The 19,276-nt window shown below is 48.1% G+C and carries 12 protein-coding genes; 3 read left to right on the forward strand and 9 right to left on the reverse strand.

Annotated elements, in window-relative coordinates; translation table 11 throughout:
- Window positions 1-17: 17 nt before the first annotated feature.
- The 9 genes from ACYVEA_RS17185 to hisB all read right to left on the reverse strand — a co-directional run bounded on the left by ACYVEA_RS17185 (window position 18) and on the right by hisB (window position 13,369).
- Window positions 18-3,158, reverse strand: a complete 3,141-nt coding sequence (locus ACYVEA_RS17185; protein ID WP_461114663.1) for an efflux RND transporter permease subunit — start codon at window positions 3,156-3,158, stop codon at window positions 18-20.
- Window positions 3,159-3,250: 92 nt separating this feature from the next.
- Entirely contained in the window at window positions 3,251-4,300 is a 1,050-nt protein-coding gene (locus tag ACYVEA_RS17190; protein ID WP_461114664.1) for an efflux RND transporter periplasmic adaptor subunit, read from the reverse strand.
- Window positions 4,301-4,345: 45 nt separating this feature from the next.
- Window positions 4,346-5,662, reverse strand: coding sequence for a TolC family protein (locus ACYVEA_RS17195; protein ID WP_461114665.1), 1,317 nt, complete (start codon window positions 5,660-5,662; stop codon window positions 4,346-4,348).
- An 82-nt stretch (window positions 5,663-5,744) separates the two neighbouring features.
- Complete coding sequence (locus ACYVEA_RS17200; RefSeq protein WP_461114666.1) at window positions 5,745-6,386, reverse strand: TetR/AcrR family transcriptional regulator; 642 nt, start codon at window positions 6,384-6,386, stop codon at window positions 5,745-5,747.
- Between the two features lie 266 nt (window positions 6,387-6,652).
- A complete protein-coding gene (locus ACYVEA_RS17205) occupies window positions 6,653-7,210 on the reverse strand; it encodes a hypothetical protein (RefSeq protein WP_461114667.1) in 558 nt (185 codons plus the stop codon).
- A 124-nt stretch (window positions 7,211-7,334) separates the two neighbouring features.
- A complete protein-coding gene (locus tag ACYVEA_RS17210; RefSeq protein WP_461115091.1) occupies window positions 7,335-9,758 on the reverse strand; it encodes a TonB-dependent receptor in 2,424 nt (807 codons plus the stop codon).
- Window positions 9,759-9,906: 148 nt separating this feature from the next.
- Window positions 9,907-11,295 (reverse strand): DUF3500 domain-containing protein, encoded by a 1,389-nt coding sequence (locus tag ACYVEA_RS17215; RefSeq protein ID WP_461114668.1) that lies wholly within the window; start codon window positions 11,293-11,295, stop codon window positions 9,907-9,909.
- A gap of 45 nt (window positions 11,296-11,340) precedes the next feature.
- Entirely contained in the window at window positions 11,341-11,907 is a 567-nt protein-coding gene (locus ACYVEA_RS17220; RefSeq protein ID WP_461114669.1) for a 1-acyl-sn-glycerol-3-phosphate acyltransferase, read from the reverse strand.
- Between the two features lie 313 nt (window positions 11,908-12,220).
- On the reverse strand, window positions 12,221-13,369 hold the full coding sequence (gene hisB / locus ACYVEA_RS17225) for a bifunctional histidinol-phosphatase/imidazoleglycerol-phosphate dehydratase HisB (RefSeq protein ID WP_461114670.1): 1,149 nt from the start codon (window positions 13,367-13,369) through the stop codon (window positions 12,221-12,223).
- Between the two features lie 371 nt (window positions 13,370-13,740).
- Between hisB and ACYVEA_RS17230 the strand changes: the two genes are divergently transcribed.
- From ACYVEA_RS17230 to ACYVEA_RS17240, 3 genes are all read left to right on the forward strand, one after another.
- The gene (locus tag ACYVEA_RS17230; protein WP_461114671.1) at window positions 13,741-14,763 is read left to right on the forward strand and encodes an NYN domain-containing protein; all 1,023 of its coding nucleotides are present in this window, start codon (window positions 13,741-13,743) and stop codon (window positions 14,761-14,763) included.
- Window position 14,764: 1 nt separating this feature from the next.
- Window positions 14,765-16,108 (forward strand): aminodeoxychorismate synthase component I, encoded by a 1,344-nt coding sequence (gene pabB / locus ACYVEA_RS17235; protein WP_461114672.1) that lies wholly within the window; start codon window positions 14,765-14,767, stop codon window positions 16,106-16,108.
- 307 nt (window positions 16,109-16,415) lie between these two features.
- Window positions 16,416-19,265, forward strand: coding sequence for an outer membrane beta-barrel protein (locus ACYVEA_RS17240; protein ID WP_461114673.1), 2,850 nt, complete (start codon window positions 16,416-16,418; stop codon window positions 19,263-19,265).
- The last annotated feature ends 11 nt before the right edge of the window (window positions 19,266-19,276 follow it).

A 19,276-nucleotide genomic window follows, 5' to 3' on the forward strand; every position in this document is an offset into this window, starting at 1 on the left:
TCCTGTGGAAATGGCCTTTAAACCGCTTCAGGTACGGCTTCTTCCGCTTTTGTTTTGCTGAAGCGACTACTAAACCACTCCTGAAGCCGGTCAACGAGATAATACATCATCGGCACCAGATAGATGGTCAGGATCATCGAACTGCTCAGCCCACCAATCAGTACCCAGGCCAGCGAGTTTTTCCATTCGGCACCGGCACCGCTCGCGGTGGCAATGGGAATCATACCGATCACCATGGCGATGGTCGTCATTAGAATTGGCCGTAGTCGTTCTTCGCCAGCATGCAGAATGGCCTGCCGGAAAGGTACGCCCTGCGCTTTTTGCTGGTTGGCAAAATCCACGATCAGGATGGCGTTTTTAACTACCAGACCAATCAGCATCAACATACCCAGCATGGCGAAAATACCGATGTTGGAAGACGTCAGCGCCAGGGCCAGCAAGGCCCCAATGATCGCTACCGGAACGGAGAATAACACTACAAACGGATAGACAAAGCTGTCGTAGAGCAACACCATAATGAAGTAGACCAGCATCAGACCGGCCAGCATGGCGATTCCCAGTGAGCCGAAGCCTTCACTTTGGTTTTTGGCATCACCGCCCCAGCTAACGGTTACACCAGCGGGCAGCGGGTTCTTCGCCAAGTCGGCCTGAATCACAGCCGTTAACGTACCGGACCCCGTTCCCAGCGTATTGGCTGTAACCGTAACCGACGAGCGACGGTTTTTGCGTTCCAATAGCGATGGTCCGTTGCTGAGTGATACATTGGCAAATTCTGCCAGACGTACTGCACGGTTGGTCGATGGGCTAAAGAAATTGATATTCTTAACATCGTCGGGGTTTTTGCGGTCAAAGGCGTCGAGCATCACACGGATGTCATAATCTTCGCCACCATCCCGGAATTTAGAATCGTCGTTACCGGCGAAGGCGTTTTGCAACGTACCGCCCACGGTTTGAATGTTCAGACCCAGTTTAGCCATTTTCTCCCGGTCAATTTCTACGCGCACTTCGGGGTTGCCCGCTTCTACCGATACGTTTACATCGTTGGCGCCGGGCGTCTTACGGATTCGGTTAGCCAGTTCTGCGGCTGCGGCTAAATTCTTATCCACGTCATCGCCACTTAGGAAAATCTCGATAGGTGCTGTGCCGGAATTAACGATCCCGATAATGGACGAGCCGAATTCGATGGCTGGAAAACGGGCTTCCAACTCTTTCCGCACGACCATCATGTACGACTCCGTTGGCAGATGCCCTGGCCGCTCGTTGGCAGGGGCTAATTCAACGGTTAACTCCGTCCGGTTAGCCGATCCCTGGCCAGTACTGTTCAGGCCCGTACTCGCTCCGCCTACGTTGGCGAAAATGGTTTGAACTTCGGGTTTGCTACGTAGGTAATTCTCTATGTTTCTGGATGTAAGGTTATTTTCCTGCAACGAGACGCTCTTGTCGAGTTTCATCGTCAACAGGAATTTACCCTGATCGCCCTGGGCTACGAATTCTGAACCAATGATTCCCAGACCCATCACCCAACCGGTGAAGACGAAAATGGCGACCAGAATCCCGGTGAATGCCAGCTTGTGGCTCAAAACCCAGCCTAAGCTGGTATGATAGCCATTCGTCAGGGCTGTCAATCCTTTCTCAAACCAGATCAGGAACGCCTGGAACGGATTCTTCGGATTCAGGTGCTCTAGTTTGGCGAGCATCGACGTCAGCCAGGGCGTTAGCGTAAAGCTCACCAGCAAACTGACCATCGTAGCAAAGGCAACCGTCAGCGAGAATTGACGTAGCAAATCGGCGATGACAGCATCCACGAATGTAATTGGAACGAACACCACCACGATTACCAACGTAATAGCAACAGCCGCGAAGCCAATTTCACTGACGCCGTCGAGTGTTGCCTGCCAGCGATTTTTGCCCATTTCAAGGTGTCGCTGGATGTTTTCGAGGACCACAATCGAGTCATCGACCAGAATCCCGATTACCAGCGAGAGCGCCAGCAATGTCATTAGGTTGAGTGAGTAACCCATCACGTACATAAACAGGAAGGCCGAAATAAGCGAAGCTGGCACCGACACCATGACGATGAACGCATTCCGGAAGCTGTGCAGGAACAATAGCATTACGATCGCCACCAGGCCAACAGCCAGAATCAAATCGTGCGTAACGGCTTCGACCGAGGCCAACGTGAAAATGCTGCTGTCGTAGGCAATAGCAAAATGGACTTTGTCTTTGGCGTTTTCTTTCTCAACAATGGCCAGTTTCTCCTGAACCAACCGACTGATTTCGACCGCGTTAGCATCCGATTGTTTCTTGATGAACAGACCGATACCATTCTGGCCGTTATAGCGACTGATGCTGCTTGGGTCAGTGATACCGTCGGTCACGTTTGCTACGTCGCCGATACGGATTGGGCTGCCATTTGGTGGAGTAGCGGCCACTAACTTCCGAATATCGTCGAGTGAGGTAAACTTACCGGCGAGACGTAGTGTCATGTTTTCGGTCGTACTTTTTACTTTTCCAGTTGGAAAATCGAGGTTTGCCTGACCGATGGCCTGCGTTACCTGAAGCAGCGACAAACCGTAGTAGTTCAGTTTATCATCATCGACGTTTACCCGGATTTCGCGTTTGTCGCCACCCACCATCGTGATGTCGGCGATGCCCTTAATCTGTTGAAGAACAGGGAGGTATTTATCTTCTACCTGCTGATAGAAAACTTCGTTGGGCAGTGTCGATGTCGCCAGCAACTGCATAATGGGCTGATCGCTGGGGGATATTTTCGACAACGAAGGTTGCTCGGCATCATCGGGCAAATCGCTCACCATTTTATCGATCTCCCGTTGCGCATCCTGCAAGGCTAAATCGATGTCGGTGCCGGGTTTAAACTGGACGACAAGCACTGATGCGTTCTCAAACGAGTTGGCTTTCACATCGTCGAGGTTGTCCAACCCCGAGACTGCATCCTCAATTTTTTTACTGACTTCCGTTTCAACTTCCGAAGGAGCCGCACCGGGATACAACGTAGTGATGGTGATGACCGGTGTCGAGAATTCGGGCAACAACTCGTAACTCAACAGGCGGTACGAAAATAGGCCGCCAATCGTCAAGATCGCGAAAAGAACGATAATGAAGGAAGGGCGTTTTATGATGGTTTCGACAAATTTCATAGTCGTAGATTGATTATAGAGACCCCCAACCCCCTAAAGGGGCTTTTAAACCGATGGAGTTGGCCCCCTTCAGGTGGTTGGGGGTGTTTATATTATTGCGCGCTAACCAGCGTACCGTTTTGTAAATTGATCTGTCCGCTGATAACTACCTGATCACCCGACTTTACGCCTTTCGTGATTTCATAGTATTCGTTGGTCGTCGCACCAATAGCTACTGTCTTTAGAACGGCTTTCCCATTTTCGATGACGTAGAGCTGGGGTTCTTTTGCCGAACCGATAATCGCCTGACGAGGTACGGACAGTGTTTGTCCTTTCAGTTTGTTCGTGTTGGCGATCGAGCCGTACATACCAGCCCGTAGCGGATTGGCGGTTGAGTTATGCACCGTAATTTCAACCGGGTAATTGTGAGCGGCATCGCCCTGCGCGGCAATCATCGAAATGCGTCCCGTAAAGTGAGCATCGGGATAAACCTCGGTGACAATGGGCAGTGACTGACCAACCCGAAACTGATTGATCGCTTTTTCTGGTACCTGAACCACCAGTTTCAATACCGAAATATCGGTCACCTTGGCAATAGGTGCTCCAACGGATACAACAGAACCCTTTTCAACCATTTTCTCGGTGATAATCCCCGAAAAAGGCGTCGTGATAGTCGTATTGGTAATTTGCTTCTGAATCTGCTTGATCTGCGCCTGAGTCGAGCGGATGCTCAGTTGCGTACGTTCCAGATTGACGGCGGGTGTAGCATCGCCTTTCACCAGGTTCTCATAGCGCTTAAGGTCGTTCTGATAGCCTTCCAGCGTTACCTGTAATGCCTCTATCTGATAATGAAGTTGTTCGTCGTCGAGCTTGGCAACTAACCGGCCTGCGCCAACCGTTTGGCCTTCTTCAATAGGTAGGGCCACAATCTGTCCGCCCGCTTGTGGCCGGATTTCGATCTCCCGGTTTGGTGAGAATGAACCTAAAAACTCGGTTTCCTGCGATAGATTGCGCAGTTCGGCAACAGCGGTCCGTACGCCCACTTTCTTGTCGGCATCCGGCTTGTAAATTTTTGCTTCTACTTCTTTTTTGTTGTTGACCAGCGTCCAGGCTGTCAGACCTATCAGGGCAACCAGTGCGAGTACAGTGATAATCCGTTTCATGATTTTTGCTTTTTCGGAGATTAATGGTTGTGTTAATGGAGAGATTTATCGGTTAACTAAGCTGCCGGTTGCTTTTTTCCAGTCGAGTTCGGCAGTGCGAAGGTTGACTAACGTAGTGAGGTAGTTGTTCTGTGCATCACGTAGCGAGGTTTCGGCCTGGACAACATCGGTGATGTCGACCGTGCCTTCCTTGAATTGGAGTTGAGTTTGGGTATAGACTTTTTCTGCCAGAGCCACCTGGCCCCGGTTAGTTGACAGGTTTTGTTGTTCGACTAAAAATTTGTTGCGTGAATTGGCAATATCCATCGAAATCGATTCACGGGTTTGCCGAAGTTGTACGTCTAATCGCTGATCGTCAATCCGCTTCTGGCTCAATTTGGCTTTGCGAGCCAGACCGTCGAATACGCTCCAGTTCAGTTGAAGCCCGAGCCAGTAACCCGGTAGATTTTTGATGTAGGAATTGTCGCCACCAATGGCGTACACCGAACTGTTGGCAACGCCGTAGGCCGCTACCGTTGGCACGAAACCCGCTTTGACGTTCCGCTGCTCCAGCCCGTTAATTTCCTTTTGCTGATCGAGCAACTGTATATCCGTGCGGTTGATGGTGTACTCGCTGCTGGGAGCAACCGGAATCGTTTCTTCAATCGCTGTCCGCACCTGGAGCGAATCCGTTTGGGGGGTGCCAGTCAGATATTTCAGCGCATTTAGCAATTGGTTGTAGGTAGCCTGGAGCGATTCAATTTGCGTTTGCGAGGAGGTTTTGCTGAGTTGCAGCCGATCTACATCAATTCCCTGTGCCAACTGGTTTTGCCGACGCAGATCCGTGATCCGAATCAGTCGCTCGGTGGATGCCAGGTTAGTGCGTAGAAAGGCGATCTGTTGGGCAGTCGTTTGCAGATTGTAATACGTTGCCGATACGTTGTAGGCGACATCTTCTTTCACTTTCTGCGTTTGCAGTGCCGATAAGTTCCGGCTGGCTTTGGCTGCTTTGGTCGCAATCATCAGCGACTGGTTGTACAATTGTTGCGTGGCCTGCACACTCGTCGATAGATTGTATGGCAGCCCGAATGCAACCGCCGAATAGCTTCCTTCTGGACCCCCAAAGACCGATGCAGGGATAACCTGACCCGGAATTTTGAGGTAACGTCGATAATCGCCTGACAGATTCACTTGGGGACGGGCGCTCGCTCTCACTTCGGCAATTTGAGCTTCGGTTTTGATCTCGTCAAGCCGGGCTGTCTGCACATTGAAGTTATTGGTCAGGGCTTTATTGATCAATTGGTCGAGCGTGTAATCCTGGGCCTGTGCCAATGCCCCAGTTAGTAGCAGCGTGCTGGAAAGGAACCATCGGATGGTTTTCATGGTTGGTGTTGAATAATTTGTTTTAAACATGGTGATTAATCAAGAATTTTAAATAATTGTTTAAACGGTGGGCAAAAAAATATCAGACCTTTTCAAACTCAAACAAATAGTTCGCAATCATGTCTATGACTAGCTGTTTGTGATCATCAGCAAATTTATCGAAGCCAGCTTCGTCCATCTGCCACATTTTCATATGCATAGCTTTCCCGATAAACAGGAACTGGATATTACAAAAGATCATGGGAAGCAGGTGAATAGCATTGATCGGTCGAACAGTTCCCTGATTCACTTCCTGTTGTAATTGCTCTTCAAACATGGAGTGATGAATTTGTTTCATGACGCCAATGCTGTTGGCCATACGTTCTGGATTGCGATGCACCTCGTTCATGATGAAGAGAGAGAGGCTTGGATTCTCCTTCATCAATTGAAAGTCATGCCTGATCAACTCGGCAATCTTTTCGCGCAGGCTGATCGGTTTATTCATGATGTCAACCATTCCGTTGAAGAATAACTGAATCATTTCTTCGAAGATGCTTATAAACAGCTTCTCTTTACTACGGAAATAATAATTCGTTAGGGCTATGTTGATACCAGCCGCATCGGCTATATCCCGTGACGTAGCCCCATCAAATCCCTTCTCCAGGAATACCCGCTTGGCAGCTTCCCGAATACGCTCTTCGGTTGACTTCGACGGCAGTACGCTACAATCCATGGACTTTTTCATTTAACGTATCAAAAGTATGTTGTCCTTTAGAAACAACCAAATCCTTCAAATGGTTTTTTTAAACAAATGTTTAAATTCTTCAAATAGTGCAATTAATTATGGATTAGAGCAAGATATATTGATTTAGTACAATGGAAGAGATTAAAATATTCACTGGCTTACAATCGCAACGGTTGTCCATGATTGTTGTATGCTGGTGAATAATGCAGTAAGCCGGGCAAAATAGCTAGCGCTACTCGACCCGGCTTCCTAAAGAGGGTAGCAAATTAAATGATAGTCACAGGAAAATCGACGTTCAAATCATCTGATCCGGGGGCGCTTGTTCCATTTTTGGCATTCGGCTGGTGACGTAGCTGAACCTTCAGTTTGCCCGTTGCGGCTACGCCGGCTTTCAGCGTAAACGTCAGCCCAACCGGATAAGGCCCCGGTGCGGGATTTGTGTCTTTATCCGTAATTGTTACGGTTAACAGATTTGCTGTCGAAGGCGTATAGACAAACAGATGTTCGTTCGCTTTCTCTCTAATTTCAATTGTCGCGTCTAATGTAGGCGTTTGGGTTTTGTCGTAAAGCTGAACGGTTCCCGAATAGGTTGCATTCGCTTTCAGGTTCAGGGTTGCCTTGGTAGAATCAGCCGTTGTGTTCAGGTTTTCAATTGTGGCTGTTACTACGTCCTGAGCGTTGGCGGTGTTGGTCAACGAGAGAATGGCCGTTGTGAGGGCTTCATTATCGTCTGTTGGGGCTACGTTCTGCTCGTCATTTTTACAGGCTCCGGCCAGGAATGAAATGGCTAGTAGGGTCCATAGGGCTGTTCTTATTGATTGCATGACTCAGGTTGTTAAAAAGTGAAATTATAGGCTGAAGGTTGTTGATCGGCAGTCCGTTAATGCTCTAATCTCTAATTGCTTCTTCTTATCTTTCTGATAATCAAGTACAAATTAGATAGTCTATTTAAAATGGGACACGTACTTTCAGGCTAATGCTCCGTCCCGGTTCATCGGCGAAATAGCGGAAGCGGTTCAGGTAATCGCGGTAGGCTACGTTCGCCAGATTACTACCGGTCAGAATCACACTCATCGACTGACTACCGACTTTGGCCGCAAAACCGAGTTCGGCACCCAGTAGGAAATAAGCGGGTGGGGGAGGAGCAAAATCGCCCGTAAAGATGACGTCCCCGTTTTCCTGCCGACTTGTTACGGCGGGTGCCCGATTTTGTCGTGCTACGTATAAACCACTCACTGAAACGTATGGATTCGAAAGCCGACCCAATCGCGCCCAATCGTAACGGAGGCTGTTATCGGACCGATTGGGTGGAATGAAAACGAGGTAATCGCGATCCGTCTGGTTATAGGCAAACAGCAGCGAATTTTTGGTCGTCAGCGTTAGTTGACTGGTGAGCTTATATGTTAGTGTCGCATCAATTCCCCGAAATCTCGCCTGCACCTGTGCATAACTGTACGAAGGGAAAGCACCCCGCTGGCGGACAATCGGTACCGAGTCGGGCTTTAGGTAGATATAATTGTGAATAAGGTTGTTATAGATGCCAACCTCACCACTCAATCGGCGACCGGTGTAAGCGAATACGAGGTTCCCATTATAGGCCTGCTCGGGTTGTAGATTCGGATTGCCGCGCTCATAGGCAACTGCACTTTGGTGTAACCCATTGGAATACAGATCGGCTACGTTCGGCGCACGCCAGGCGGTACTCACATTCGCTGTTAGTGTTAAGTCAGACCGTAGTTGATAGGCCGCGCCCAGCGAGCCATTGGCGTTCTGCCAGTTGTGGGTTGTGAAGTACGTTTGATTGGTAGCTTCGTTGAGGAAATAGGCCCGCAACCAGCGATAGTCATAGCGCAGACCGGCTTCCAATGTCCATCGACCAGCCGCATAGCGTTCGATACCGAATAAGCCTGCGCCGTAATTACGGAAGTTAGGAATCAGAAACAGATACTGCCGCACGTTGCCCTGTGTGATCCCATTGAACCCAACACTGCCTGACCACTGTCCCCCGTTCGTGGTTTTTATGTCCCGATGCTCCCAGATCAAATCGGTGGTGTGCGTGATCAATCTGAGGTATAATTCAGGATTCAGCGCGCCACTAAACGATACGAAATCATATTCGCGACGCGTATTCTTTTGCCGGGCAAAAGTGGCTGTTAATGTACTTTTATTTTTGAAACGCCAGTAAGCCCGAATTTTGAGCAAATCATGCTGCACGTCCTGATACGGTCGATTGAGCGCATAGGAAAAGCCCGGTTGCGCCAGCGGTTCGGGGCGGCTGATGGCGGCATAAAGATCGGCTAAACTACCCACCTGGGCACCTGTAAATAGGCCAATCTTTGTATCGAACTGACTGTAAAAGACTTCTGCCCCCCAATTTTTGTGATCGTAGTGAATGTCACCCGAGAAATTGTTCTCGTGGTAACTGGTGTTTTCCAGGAAATAATGGGGCGTTCTGACGTAGCCCGATCGTTTGATCGTACCTTGAAGGCGCCAGCTTAATCCTGTTAATCTCTTACTGAAGGCGCCTTCCAGCATACCCGATGCCACACCCATGCCGCCATTCGTAGCGCCCACTACGTTCACTTCACCCCCAATGCCCGGCTGCGTTGGCATGGCTTTTGGCTCCACTAAAATCACTCCGCCGATGGCATCGGACCCGTAACGAATACTAGCCGCGCCCTTAATCACGGTAAGGCGCGAAGCCAGAAACTGATCGACTTGTGGCGCATGTTCGGTACCCCATTGCTGGTCCTCCTGGCGAATGCCGTTATTGAGAATGATGATGCGATTGCTATATAAACCATGAATAACCGGCTTGGAAATACTGGGTCCGGTTTGTATGGAGTATAGTCCAGCCAGCGCTTTAAGGCTTTCGCCCAGCGACTGGCCACGCGTTTGATCGAGAGCCGCACCCGATAAACTGACCTGTGTCTGAAGGAGTTGCTGCGCTTCGGAGCGGTGTTCCGTTACGGTTACTTCATTCAACGTAACGTTTTCAGAGAGCAGTGTTACCGACGAGTTCGTTGTGTCAGCTAGCGGAAGGCGAATACTACGTACTTGCGTCTTGTAGCCAATAAATTGATAGTCGAGTGTGTAGGTACCTGGACATAATCCCGTTAGCCGGAAATGTCCGTTAGAATCGGCAACGGCTCCTTTACTGAGCTCCCGCACATAAACCGTTGCACCCACCAAAGCTAGCTTTTCACCGCGTTGCCGAGCATCCTGACCCTGGATATGCCCGGTTAGTGAGTCAGTGCATATAGTCGAATTTTGGCTCCAGACTAGATTGGTAATGCACAAAACAAGCCACAGACAGATGCAGTAGCTAGTGAGTTTTCTGTGCCTATATTGGGTGAATGGCCCTAATCGCATTCTATTGCTTATTCCTGGTGACATCGCTACGTAAAATTAAATTTCACGCAACGATGTTGCAAAAATAAGGGAATAGACTTATCTATCTCTAAAAGTGAGAATCTTTTTGCAATAATGTTGCAACTGATTCGGTCCCGGCGAACTGTATTTAAAATGTGAAATTGCCGCCGTAATCGCGGGTATGGTCACGCCAGACGGTGTGGTAATGAATTTGATTCGGGTAAACTACGCCCGTTTGACAGACAAATTCGATCCAGACACTGGGGCCATCAATGCGCACATAATCGGCGTTGGCGGTCAACGTAGCATTCCCGGAATAGGCGATATACGTATTATCCAGTTCACTTTTGTAGATAGCCAGCAAGCCAGTGGCCGTAGCCTCATCTGTATCCTGCAGCCAGGGTTTCATGGCGGCCAGCACTAAAGCCTGCTGATCAGCAGTTAGGCTGCTGACTTTGATTCCTACCTTGGTGGCGGGGAATTTTCCATCGTTAGCGGGGCCAAGCACTACGTCGCTAAATGTGCTGTTCAGTTTGGCATTTGACAGTTGGTCGGTGCTTAATGAAGCCAGCATCGCTGCCATGGCCGATTGCTCATCGGCGAGTGGCGCGTAAACGGTACCGTTTGTAGCCGTCCAGCTTTTGGGTTCAACGCCTTCAAAGAGTGGTGTTGCGCTCTTCGCAGCACCTCCATTGTACGTAGTGTTTACAGCCAGGTGGTGGCCACCGTATTGAAGTTGCCAGGTGCCCGTTGTGGATGGCGTGCCCAGAAAGGCAATAAAATAAAGGCCCGACGAATATGAACTACTATTGCTTGTTAGATTCAAGATATCATCTGCCGCCCTGATCTGGGTAATTTCACTGTAGCCCTCATTGGCGGTTGTACTCGTTGCCGCTGCCACAACGGCTAGGGCAGCCGTTACCTGAGCTGTCGTTAGGGTGTTGAATGACAAGCCATTGCGGCAAGCTGAACCACAAGGCAGATTAGACCATTTAATGGCATTGGCTTTGGTATAATCAAGCACCAGCGCTGCTTTTTGAGCGGTCGTTAGCGTAGCCATGAAGGCTTCTGCGGCACAAACAACTCTGGCAGTTTGGGTTGTGGCGGTGCTACAATCGGGCGATGTTGTAGTAGAAGATCCAGCCGAAATAGTGGCTGTGGTTTCACAAACGCCGGTGCCGTAGGAAGTGGCCGATACCGTTATTGTCTCAGAGGTAAAGTTCGTTGTGCCATCGAATGTAAGGGGAACGGCTACCAACGTTTGTCCGTCTTTTACGGTCGTTGTGTAGGTGTTGGGCGTGAAATCAGCACTGATAATCGCAAACGTAATGGAACCTGCCACAGCATTACTCAGGCCAATAGTTAGCGTTGTACTCTGCGCCGAGCCGTTGTTCGTGAAAGCCGACGTACTAAGCGCTATGGTTGAACAATCTAATGAAGGAGCGTACAGGATATCGTTCTCCGTTTTTTTACAGGAAACGACTACGCCAAGGAACAGGAGAATAGCCAGGTAAGAATAGATGGATTTTCCGTTCATAGGAATTGAAATTAGGTGTACTGTTTTCAAAGAATTGGATTCGACTCATTCAATTATCCCCGTATCTTCCCACCGCTTCAGCCAGTCTTTTTTGACGCCCTGCACCTGTGAAAAAAACTCGTAAAAAGGAAGCATATCTTTTTCGTAATCTCCCATTACGTAGATCGGTTCGCTCAGAAGAACTAATTTGCGGGGCCAGTCGAAGCCAACGAGAATGAGAGGAACGTTCGCCTTGAGCGCAATGTAGTAGAAGCCTGTTTTTAATTTTGAAACATTGCTTCTGGTGCCCTCGGGCGCTATGCAGATGTGGAGCTGGTCATTTTGGTTGAAAACCTCAACCATAGCGTCCACTAAATTATTTGACCTGTCGCGGTAAACTGGTTTTCCGCCTAAAGCGCGAAATAACCAGCCAGCATACCATGTAAACAGTGAGCTTTTAGCGAGATACTGAATCCAGATATGGATTGTAGGCCGAATGCCCAGGCCAATCAGGAAATCCCAGTTGGTTGAGTGGGGAGCTACCACCCAAATCGCTTTTGATACGGTGGGAATAGGGCCAGCTATGCGCCAGCCCCAAATCTTAAATAACCAACGGGTAATGGCACCCAGCATAATAATCAGTCAATAGTCGATAAGGGGCCGCCCGGGCGGTCGTCAGCCATCAGTGACGAATGACTATCGACTATTGACTGCCCGGCAAAATTAATACTTCCGATCGTTGCGTTCTAGCCAACGGCCAGTTATGAATGCCGATACTAACAATACCGCGTAGAACAGAAGTGTTAAAGGGGTTGATAAATCCATGTCGTTTTCAGTTGAATTCTGATGCAAAAGTAAACAGAAAGCGCTAATAGTCGCTAGCCATCCGTCGTTAGTCGTCAGGAAATAAGTAGATACGGGCAACTAATGCCTAACAACTAACGGCCTATAAAACGCCTTTCGTGCTTGGGAGATTATCCAAATCCTTGATATCGCGCCGGACAGCCATTTTGATCGCTTTAGCAAAGGCCTTGAAAATGGCCTCTATTTTATGATGTTCGTTGTCACCTTCCACCTTAATATTCAGGTTGCAAAGGGCTGTATCCGAAAAAGATTTGAAGAAATGGTAGAACATCTCGGTGGGCATATCACCAATTTTCTCGCGCCGGAATTCGGCATCCCATACGAGCCAGGGGCGACCTGAGAAATCAATACCAACTTGGGCAAGAGCCTCATCCATGGGTAATAAAAAACCGTAGCGGCTAATGCCGCGTTTGTCGCCGAGGGCACGTCGGTATGCTTCCCCCAGTGCCAGCGCCGTGTCTTCAATGGTGTGGTGCTCGTCAATGTGCAAATCGCCGTTGACCTGAATAGTTAAGTCACCTCCCGAATGTTTGGCTACCTGGTCAAGCATGTGATCGAAAAAACCAAGGCCTGTATGTATATCAGCCCGGCCTTTTCCGTCGAGGTTTAATTCTACCTGAATTTGAGTTTCTTTTGTATTACGTTCAACCAGAGCCGTACGAGCCGGTAAACGCAGAAATTCATAAATCTCATCCCAGTCGTCGGTTGTAAACGCAATCGCGTGCTGCATCTCCGTAGTCAGGCCCGTTACATCAGCGTGCTGAACCTTTGGTAAACCATTAGGTGGCAGAAATAGAATAGCTTTTGCCCCGAGGTTGATAGCCAGTTGCACGTCAGTCAATCGGTCGCCGATTACGTAGCTGTTTGCCAGGTCATAGTTGTCTGAAAAGTAATCGGTCAGCATACCAACACCGGGTTTGCGCGTCGATGAATTATCGTGCGGAAAATGGCGGTCGATATGTACGGCGGAGAAATGAATATTTTCGCCAGCGAACGTAGCCATCATTTTGTTATGAGCGGGCCAGAAGGTCTCTTCGGGAAATGAATTTGTGCCAAGGCCATCCTGATTCGTAACCATTACCAGTTCATAACTAGTTTCTTCGGTAATCTTGCGCATTGCCGAAATTACTTTTGGTACATAATCAAGTTTGGCAAACGAATCAACTTGTTGATCGGGCTGCGGCTCAATAATGAGCGTACCATCGCGATCAATGAACAGAACTTTTTGCATAGAAATAAGCGGGAATTAGCGCACAAAGATACAGCCTCTTGGCGTTGCTTGAGAAAATGTACTATGTTTGCAGTATAGTTCTTATATCGGTCCTATAGTTATATCCGCACTCGTTATTTTATCCTTATAAGCCGTAAGTTTTATAAGCTGTTTGGCTAACAGCAGTAAGGTTGGTCATATAGACATAGCCAGATTCTTACAACTTATAGTATACCTGTTACTGAGTTGCTTTTACAGTTTTATTAGTACGAATGAGTCATAGACAGTTGTCAAAATAGCTTCTCCGTATACTTATAATATCTATAAAAACAGCCTAGCTAAAGAAAATTTGAATACACTATCTTATAAATTTGTAAACGATTAGGTAAAATATGCCGACAATATCATCCAGACTAACCCGTATTGGGGTTTTCTATGACGGTAATTATTTCTTACATGTAAGTAACTATTATAACTACTCCCACGAACGACGCAGTCGCATCAGTATTTCAGGGTTGCACGCCTTTATTCGGCGTCAGGTAGCCGAAGAAGAAGGCGTTAATGAACGGTTGTGCCAGATTGTAGATGCTCACTATTTTCGGGGACGACTAAATGCGCACGAGGCCAATCAGCGGGGTAATCAATTATTCTACGACCGGCTGTTCGACGATATTCTTATGTCGGAAGGCGTTGTTACTCACTACCTGCCTGTCAAAACGTATCAGGGGTACCGGCAGGAAAAAGGGATCGACGTTTGGCTGGCACTCGAAGCTTTTGAACTGGCTCAGTACAAGAAATTCGACGTAGTGGTACTCATCACATCCGACGGAGACTATGTGCCGCTTATTCGTAAACTGAATACATTAGGTTCGCGTATTATGGTGCTCAGCTGGGATTTTGAATTTCTGAATGAGCAGGGTGAAAAACAAGTAACACGCACCTCTCAGGATTTACTGGAAGAAGTCTCTTATCCAGTTGGCATGCATGGGCTGATCGACGATCGGAGCCGTCGGAATGATACCGTTATTCAGAATCTTTTCGTGAAAGCGCAGACCCGCCCTACGTTTACGGCCGCACCTGCCAACGGTAGTACGTATAGCAATACCTTTAGTCACGGCATCGATACCGGCGAGTCGTACGAAGGGTACCTGCCATCTGATGAGCCAAACTACAATGTTGCCGATACCGCTCTGGTGGACGATGATCCGGAAGGACGCAAAATAAGCACGATCCGTAGTTTAAAGACGGGGTATGGCTTTGTGAATTACCCGCCTAATAATCTGTTTTTCCATTACACAAGTCTGATAGATACTGATTTTAATGAGTTGCAGGTAGATGACGAAGTAGAATTTACGCTTGGTCAAAACGCTGAAGGTAAGGATATTGCCGTCGACGTGCGGTTATTAAGGCCCTAGTATGAATGTCCTGCGTGCGGCCGTTGCCGACATCTCCGCGTTGCGGTGGCAGGCACTGGCCTGGGCACTAGCGCACCAGACGCATACCGATGGTTTTGTCGCATTCCTGACCAATAATTGTATCGCTTATCCACATGACCCGTTTCCAAACCGACTTTTCGTTGGTGCGAAACGGGTCATTCCGTTTTCGGGTGAACGTATGGCTAATACAGATGCATTTCAGGAAGTATATAATGCTTATACCGAACGCCCGTCGTTTCTGGTAGGCTATTGGGGATATGATATAAAGAACCAGCTTGAAGCCTTAGCCAGCCGTCATCCCAATCGATTGGGCTTCCCGGAAGCTTATTTCGTTGAACCTGAATGGGTCATTGATTTCGAAAGCTTTACCGTTTCAGAAAGTAACGTAGTAATTAGGGGCAACGGTGATGCAAACGAATTACTGAACCAGTTGCTGGCATACTCCCAAGCTCCTGCTATTACCGCGGACCACCCCCTGCCCCCTGCACAACGTAACATTCAATGCCGGGTTACGCCCGAAACGTATCAGGATACCGTTCGCCGAATACAGGAGCATATTCTGGCTGGCGATGTATATGAATTAAATTACTGCATTGAGTTTTTCGGTGAAAACACGCAACTTGACCCGCTGACAACGTATCGGGCCCTGAATGAACGCTCGCCCATGCCGTTTTCGAGCTTTCTGAAAATCGGCGATAAATTCGTAATGGGTGCCTCGCCGGAGCGATTCCTGAAGAAAGAAGACCGAAAAATTCTATCGCAACCCATTAAAGGCACCATCCGACGGGGAACAACACCAGACGAAGATGCGCTGCTACAGGCCCAATTGCTAAACTCTGAAAAAGAGCGGGCCGAAAACCTGATGATTGTCGATCTGGTACGTAACGATCTGGCACGTAGTGCCGTAACCGGCTCTGTTCAGGTTGACGAGCTGTTTGGAATCTATGGGTTTCAGCAGGTCTACCAAATGATCTCGACCGTTTCTGCAACACTGCGCGAGAACGTAACGTGGGCCGAAGCCATTCGAAACGCCTTTCCGATGGGGAGTATGACGGGGGCTCCCAAAATTCGGGCGATGGAATTGATTGAAGACCTGGAAGTTAGTCGCCGGGGTGTGTATTCAGGAGCGGTTGGCTTCATCACGCCCGACGGTGATTTCGATTTTAACGTAGTCATTCGGACGTTACTCTATGATGCCCAAAGCCAGTATGCGTCATTCTCGGTTGGTAGCGCCATTACGTACGATGCCGACCCCGCGCAGGAATGGGAAGAGTGTCTGCTGAAAGCCCGAGCCATTCGAGAGGTGTTAGAGAATAGTCGCTAGTCGTTAGGGACAAGGGTGGAATCTGTGCCACGGTTTAGAACCGTGGCACAGCTTGTCATGGTCAAATTTACCTCATTAACTTCCGACTAAAAAAAGTAACCGTCTTCGTGTGGAATTTTGCTTTGTATTTCCTCTTACAAAATAAAGCTTGCAACATTTATGGGTGAAAACTGCTCATTTTGAGTAGGTTGACCGTTTACGAAATTAACTACTATAAAATTAGTTAAAAAACGTTAACGGAGTACCCAACTAAAATCTGTTCGTGTAGCTTTGTTTCCATCCTGTTCAACTTCATTCCTAATGCTCCATGAAAAACCTTTTCCGGCTGGCCGTATTGTGTCTGCTTTCGGCTGCGCTCTACGCACAAAGCCCTGCGCTCACCCGATTTACACTGCAAGGCCGCGCCGTTGATACGTCGTCCGCACCCCTGGCTTCATCGACCGTTATGTTGCTGAGTGCCAAAGACTCGGCGTTGGTGAACTTCACGCGCACGAACGAAACCGGCACCTTCACGTTTAAAAATCTTAAAGTTGCTAACTACATTTTAAAAATCTCTTTTGTTGGATTCATTCCTCACAACCAGTTTATTAAGTCATCAGGCGATGCCGTTATGGATCTGGGTGAGTTGAAGATGAAACCCATAACCAGGGAATTAATGGAAGTTGTAGTGAGAACGGCAAAGGCCCCCTTGACGATTAAGGGCGATACGATTGAGTATAATGCCAGTTCATTTAAAGTGCCGCCCGGCTCAACCGTTGAGGATTTACTACGTAAGCTGCCTGGTGTTCAGGTCGATCAGGACGGAAATATTCGGGCACAGGGCCAGGAAGTGAAGAAGGTTACGGTTGATGGCAAAAGTTTTTTTGGCGACGATCCTAAACTGGCTACCAAAAACCTGCAGGCCGAAGCCATTACCAAAGTGCAGGTGTATAACGATAAAACAGAACAGGCCAAACTAACGGGTGTTGACGACGGTAAAAAGGAAAAGACAGTTAATCTGGAATTGAAAGAAGAGTTCAAGAAAGGTGGTTTCGGGAAAGTAACGGCTGGGGCTGGCCCGGCTTCCAACAACGTATCGACCCGTTATGAAGGAAAGGGCAGCTACAATAAATTCAATAGTAAAGAACAGTTCTCTGCCTTGTTGCTGGGTAATAATACCAATCAGCAAGGGTTGTCTTTCAATGATTATCAGGATTTTCGAGGCAGCAATTCCTTTAACTGGAACGATAACGCCGATTTTGGCTTCAGCGTATCCTCCCGGTTTCTTTACTTCGGCGACGATAACGAGAGCTTGACGGTTCCGGTGGGTGGAGGTAATGGTCGTGGATTTTCGAAAAACGTAGCGGGTGGTCTGAACTACAATTATGATACCAAGAAAACCAAGCTCAGTACCAGCTATTATTTCAACCAGACGCGGCTACAACTGGATGCGCTCCGGGAGAATAAGAGTTTTCTGCCTGGTTCAACTATTTTACGTAAGACAGACACCAGCGGGCAGGCTAACCTTAACACAAACCACCGTGTGAGTTTCCGCTACGAGAAGCAACTCGACTCCATGCAAAGCCTGGTGGTAATCAGCAACAGCCGGATCGGGATCAGCACCAATAATCTGCAAAGTACGCAGCGGGTTTTTCAAAGTTTAGCTGCTGCCAGCGAACTCCCAACTACCTACAGCCAGTCGCAGAACAATAGTTCGGTGAACCAATTCGCGATGGCTAATACCTTACTCTATCGATTGAAATTTAAGAAGAAAGGTCGAAGTTTTGGCGCCAGTGCTACGTATCAGATCAACAAAAATGACGGTGACTTACTATTGAAAGCCCGAAATGAATTTTTCCAGGCCACGAGCGTCAATGATATGTTTCGGATTCTCAATCAGGACCAGGCAACCAACTCGCTGAGTAACCAGTACAAAGCCAATCTTCTTTACGTAGAGCCGTTTGCCAAAAAATTTTTCTGGGAAACATTCTACAATTTCAGCCTCCGCTATGATGAAGTTGACCGGGATGTGGCGAATCTCGACGATAGCCGCAGGCAAATTGACTCGCTGAGTTTGTACTACAAAAACAATTATCTCTTCAACCGCCTGGGCAGCAGTGTACGCTATTCGTTTAAAGGCTTGAATGTATCGGTGGGGCTGGCCGGGCAGCAGTTTCAGCTCGATGGGAAATTTGCCCGCGACCAAATGCAACCCCTCCAGTCGATCAATCGGACGTTTACGACGCTGATTCCGAATGTATCGGTCAACTATGATCTGAAAAATAATAAATACCTGAATGGTAGCTATGATGTTGGTGTCCAGATTCCATCGTCGCGGGATTTGCAGCCAGTTACAACCAACAACAATCCGCTGGCGATTACCCAGGGTAATCCTAACTTGCTGCCGCAACTGAATCATAACCTAAGTGCCTATTTCAGCTATTTCAATCCGGGCAGTTTTATCAATTTCTGGGCCAACGTATACACCACTTACTACGTCAACCAGATCGTATACAACCAGACTGTCGATCCGCAGACGCTTATCACAACGACCACGCCCGCAAACATAACGGGGGGTAAAAACCTGGGGACGTATTTTAATTTTGGCTTTCCGCTCAAGAAAACAAAAGCTACCCTCAATCTAAATTCGCAGTTGAATTTTGGTCATAACCTGACGCGCATTAACACGATATTGAATGAAACCAATAATCAGAACTATGCGGTGGGCGCCCGGCTCGAATTGACACCTAAAGATTGGATCACCTTTTACGGTGGCGCCAATGTCAATATTACGAACACGCGTTATTCGATCAATACGACGCAAAATCAGACCATCTACAACAATACGTTCCGGGGGGATCTGAACCTGAAATTGCCCGGTGATTTTTACCTGAATACCACACTCAATTATAACTCCTACGTGAACGAGAAGCTGAATTTCAATCAGCAGATACCGATTTTAAATTCGTCTGTTTATCACATATTAGGAAAGGCTAAAAAAGCGGAAATTCGATTGTCGGCTTTCGATTTGCTCAACCGAAACGTAGTCGTGTCACAGTACGCTGGTCAGAACTACACCAGTACGGAGCGCATTCAGTCGCTGGCGCGCTATTTTTTGCTGAGTTTTACGTACAACATGCGCGGGGTGCAGGCTAAAATGCGCCGGGATCAATACTAAAATCGCTGTTT

Source organism: Spirosoma jeollabukense (assembly GCF_054777855.1).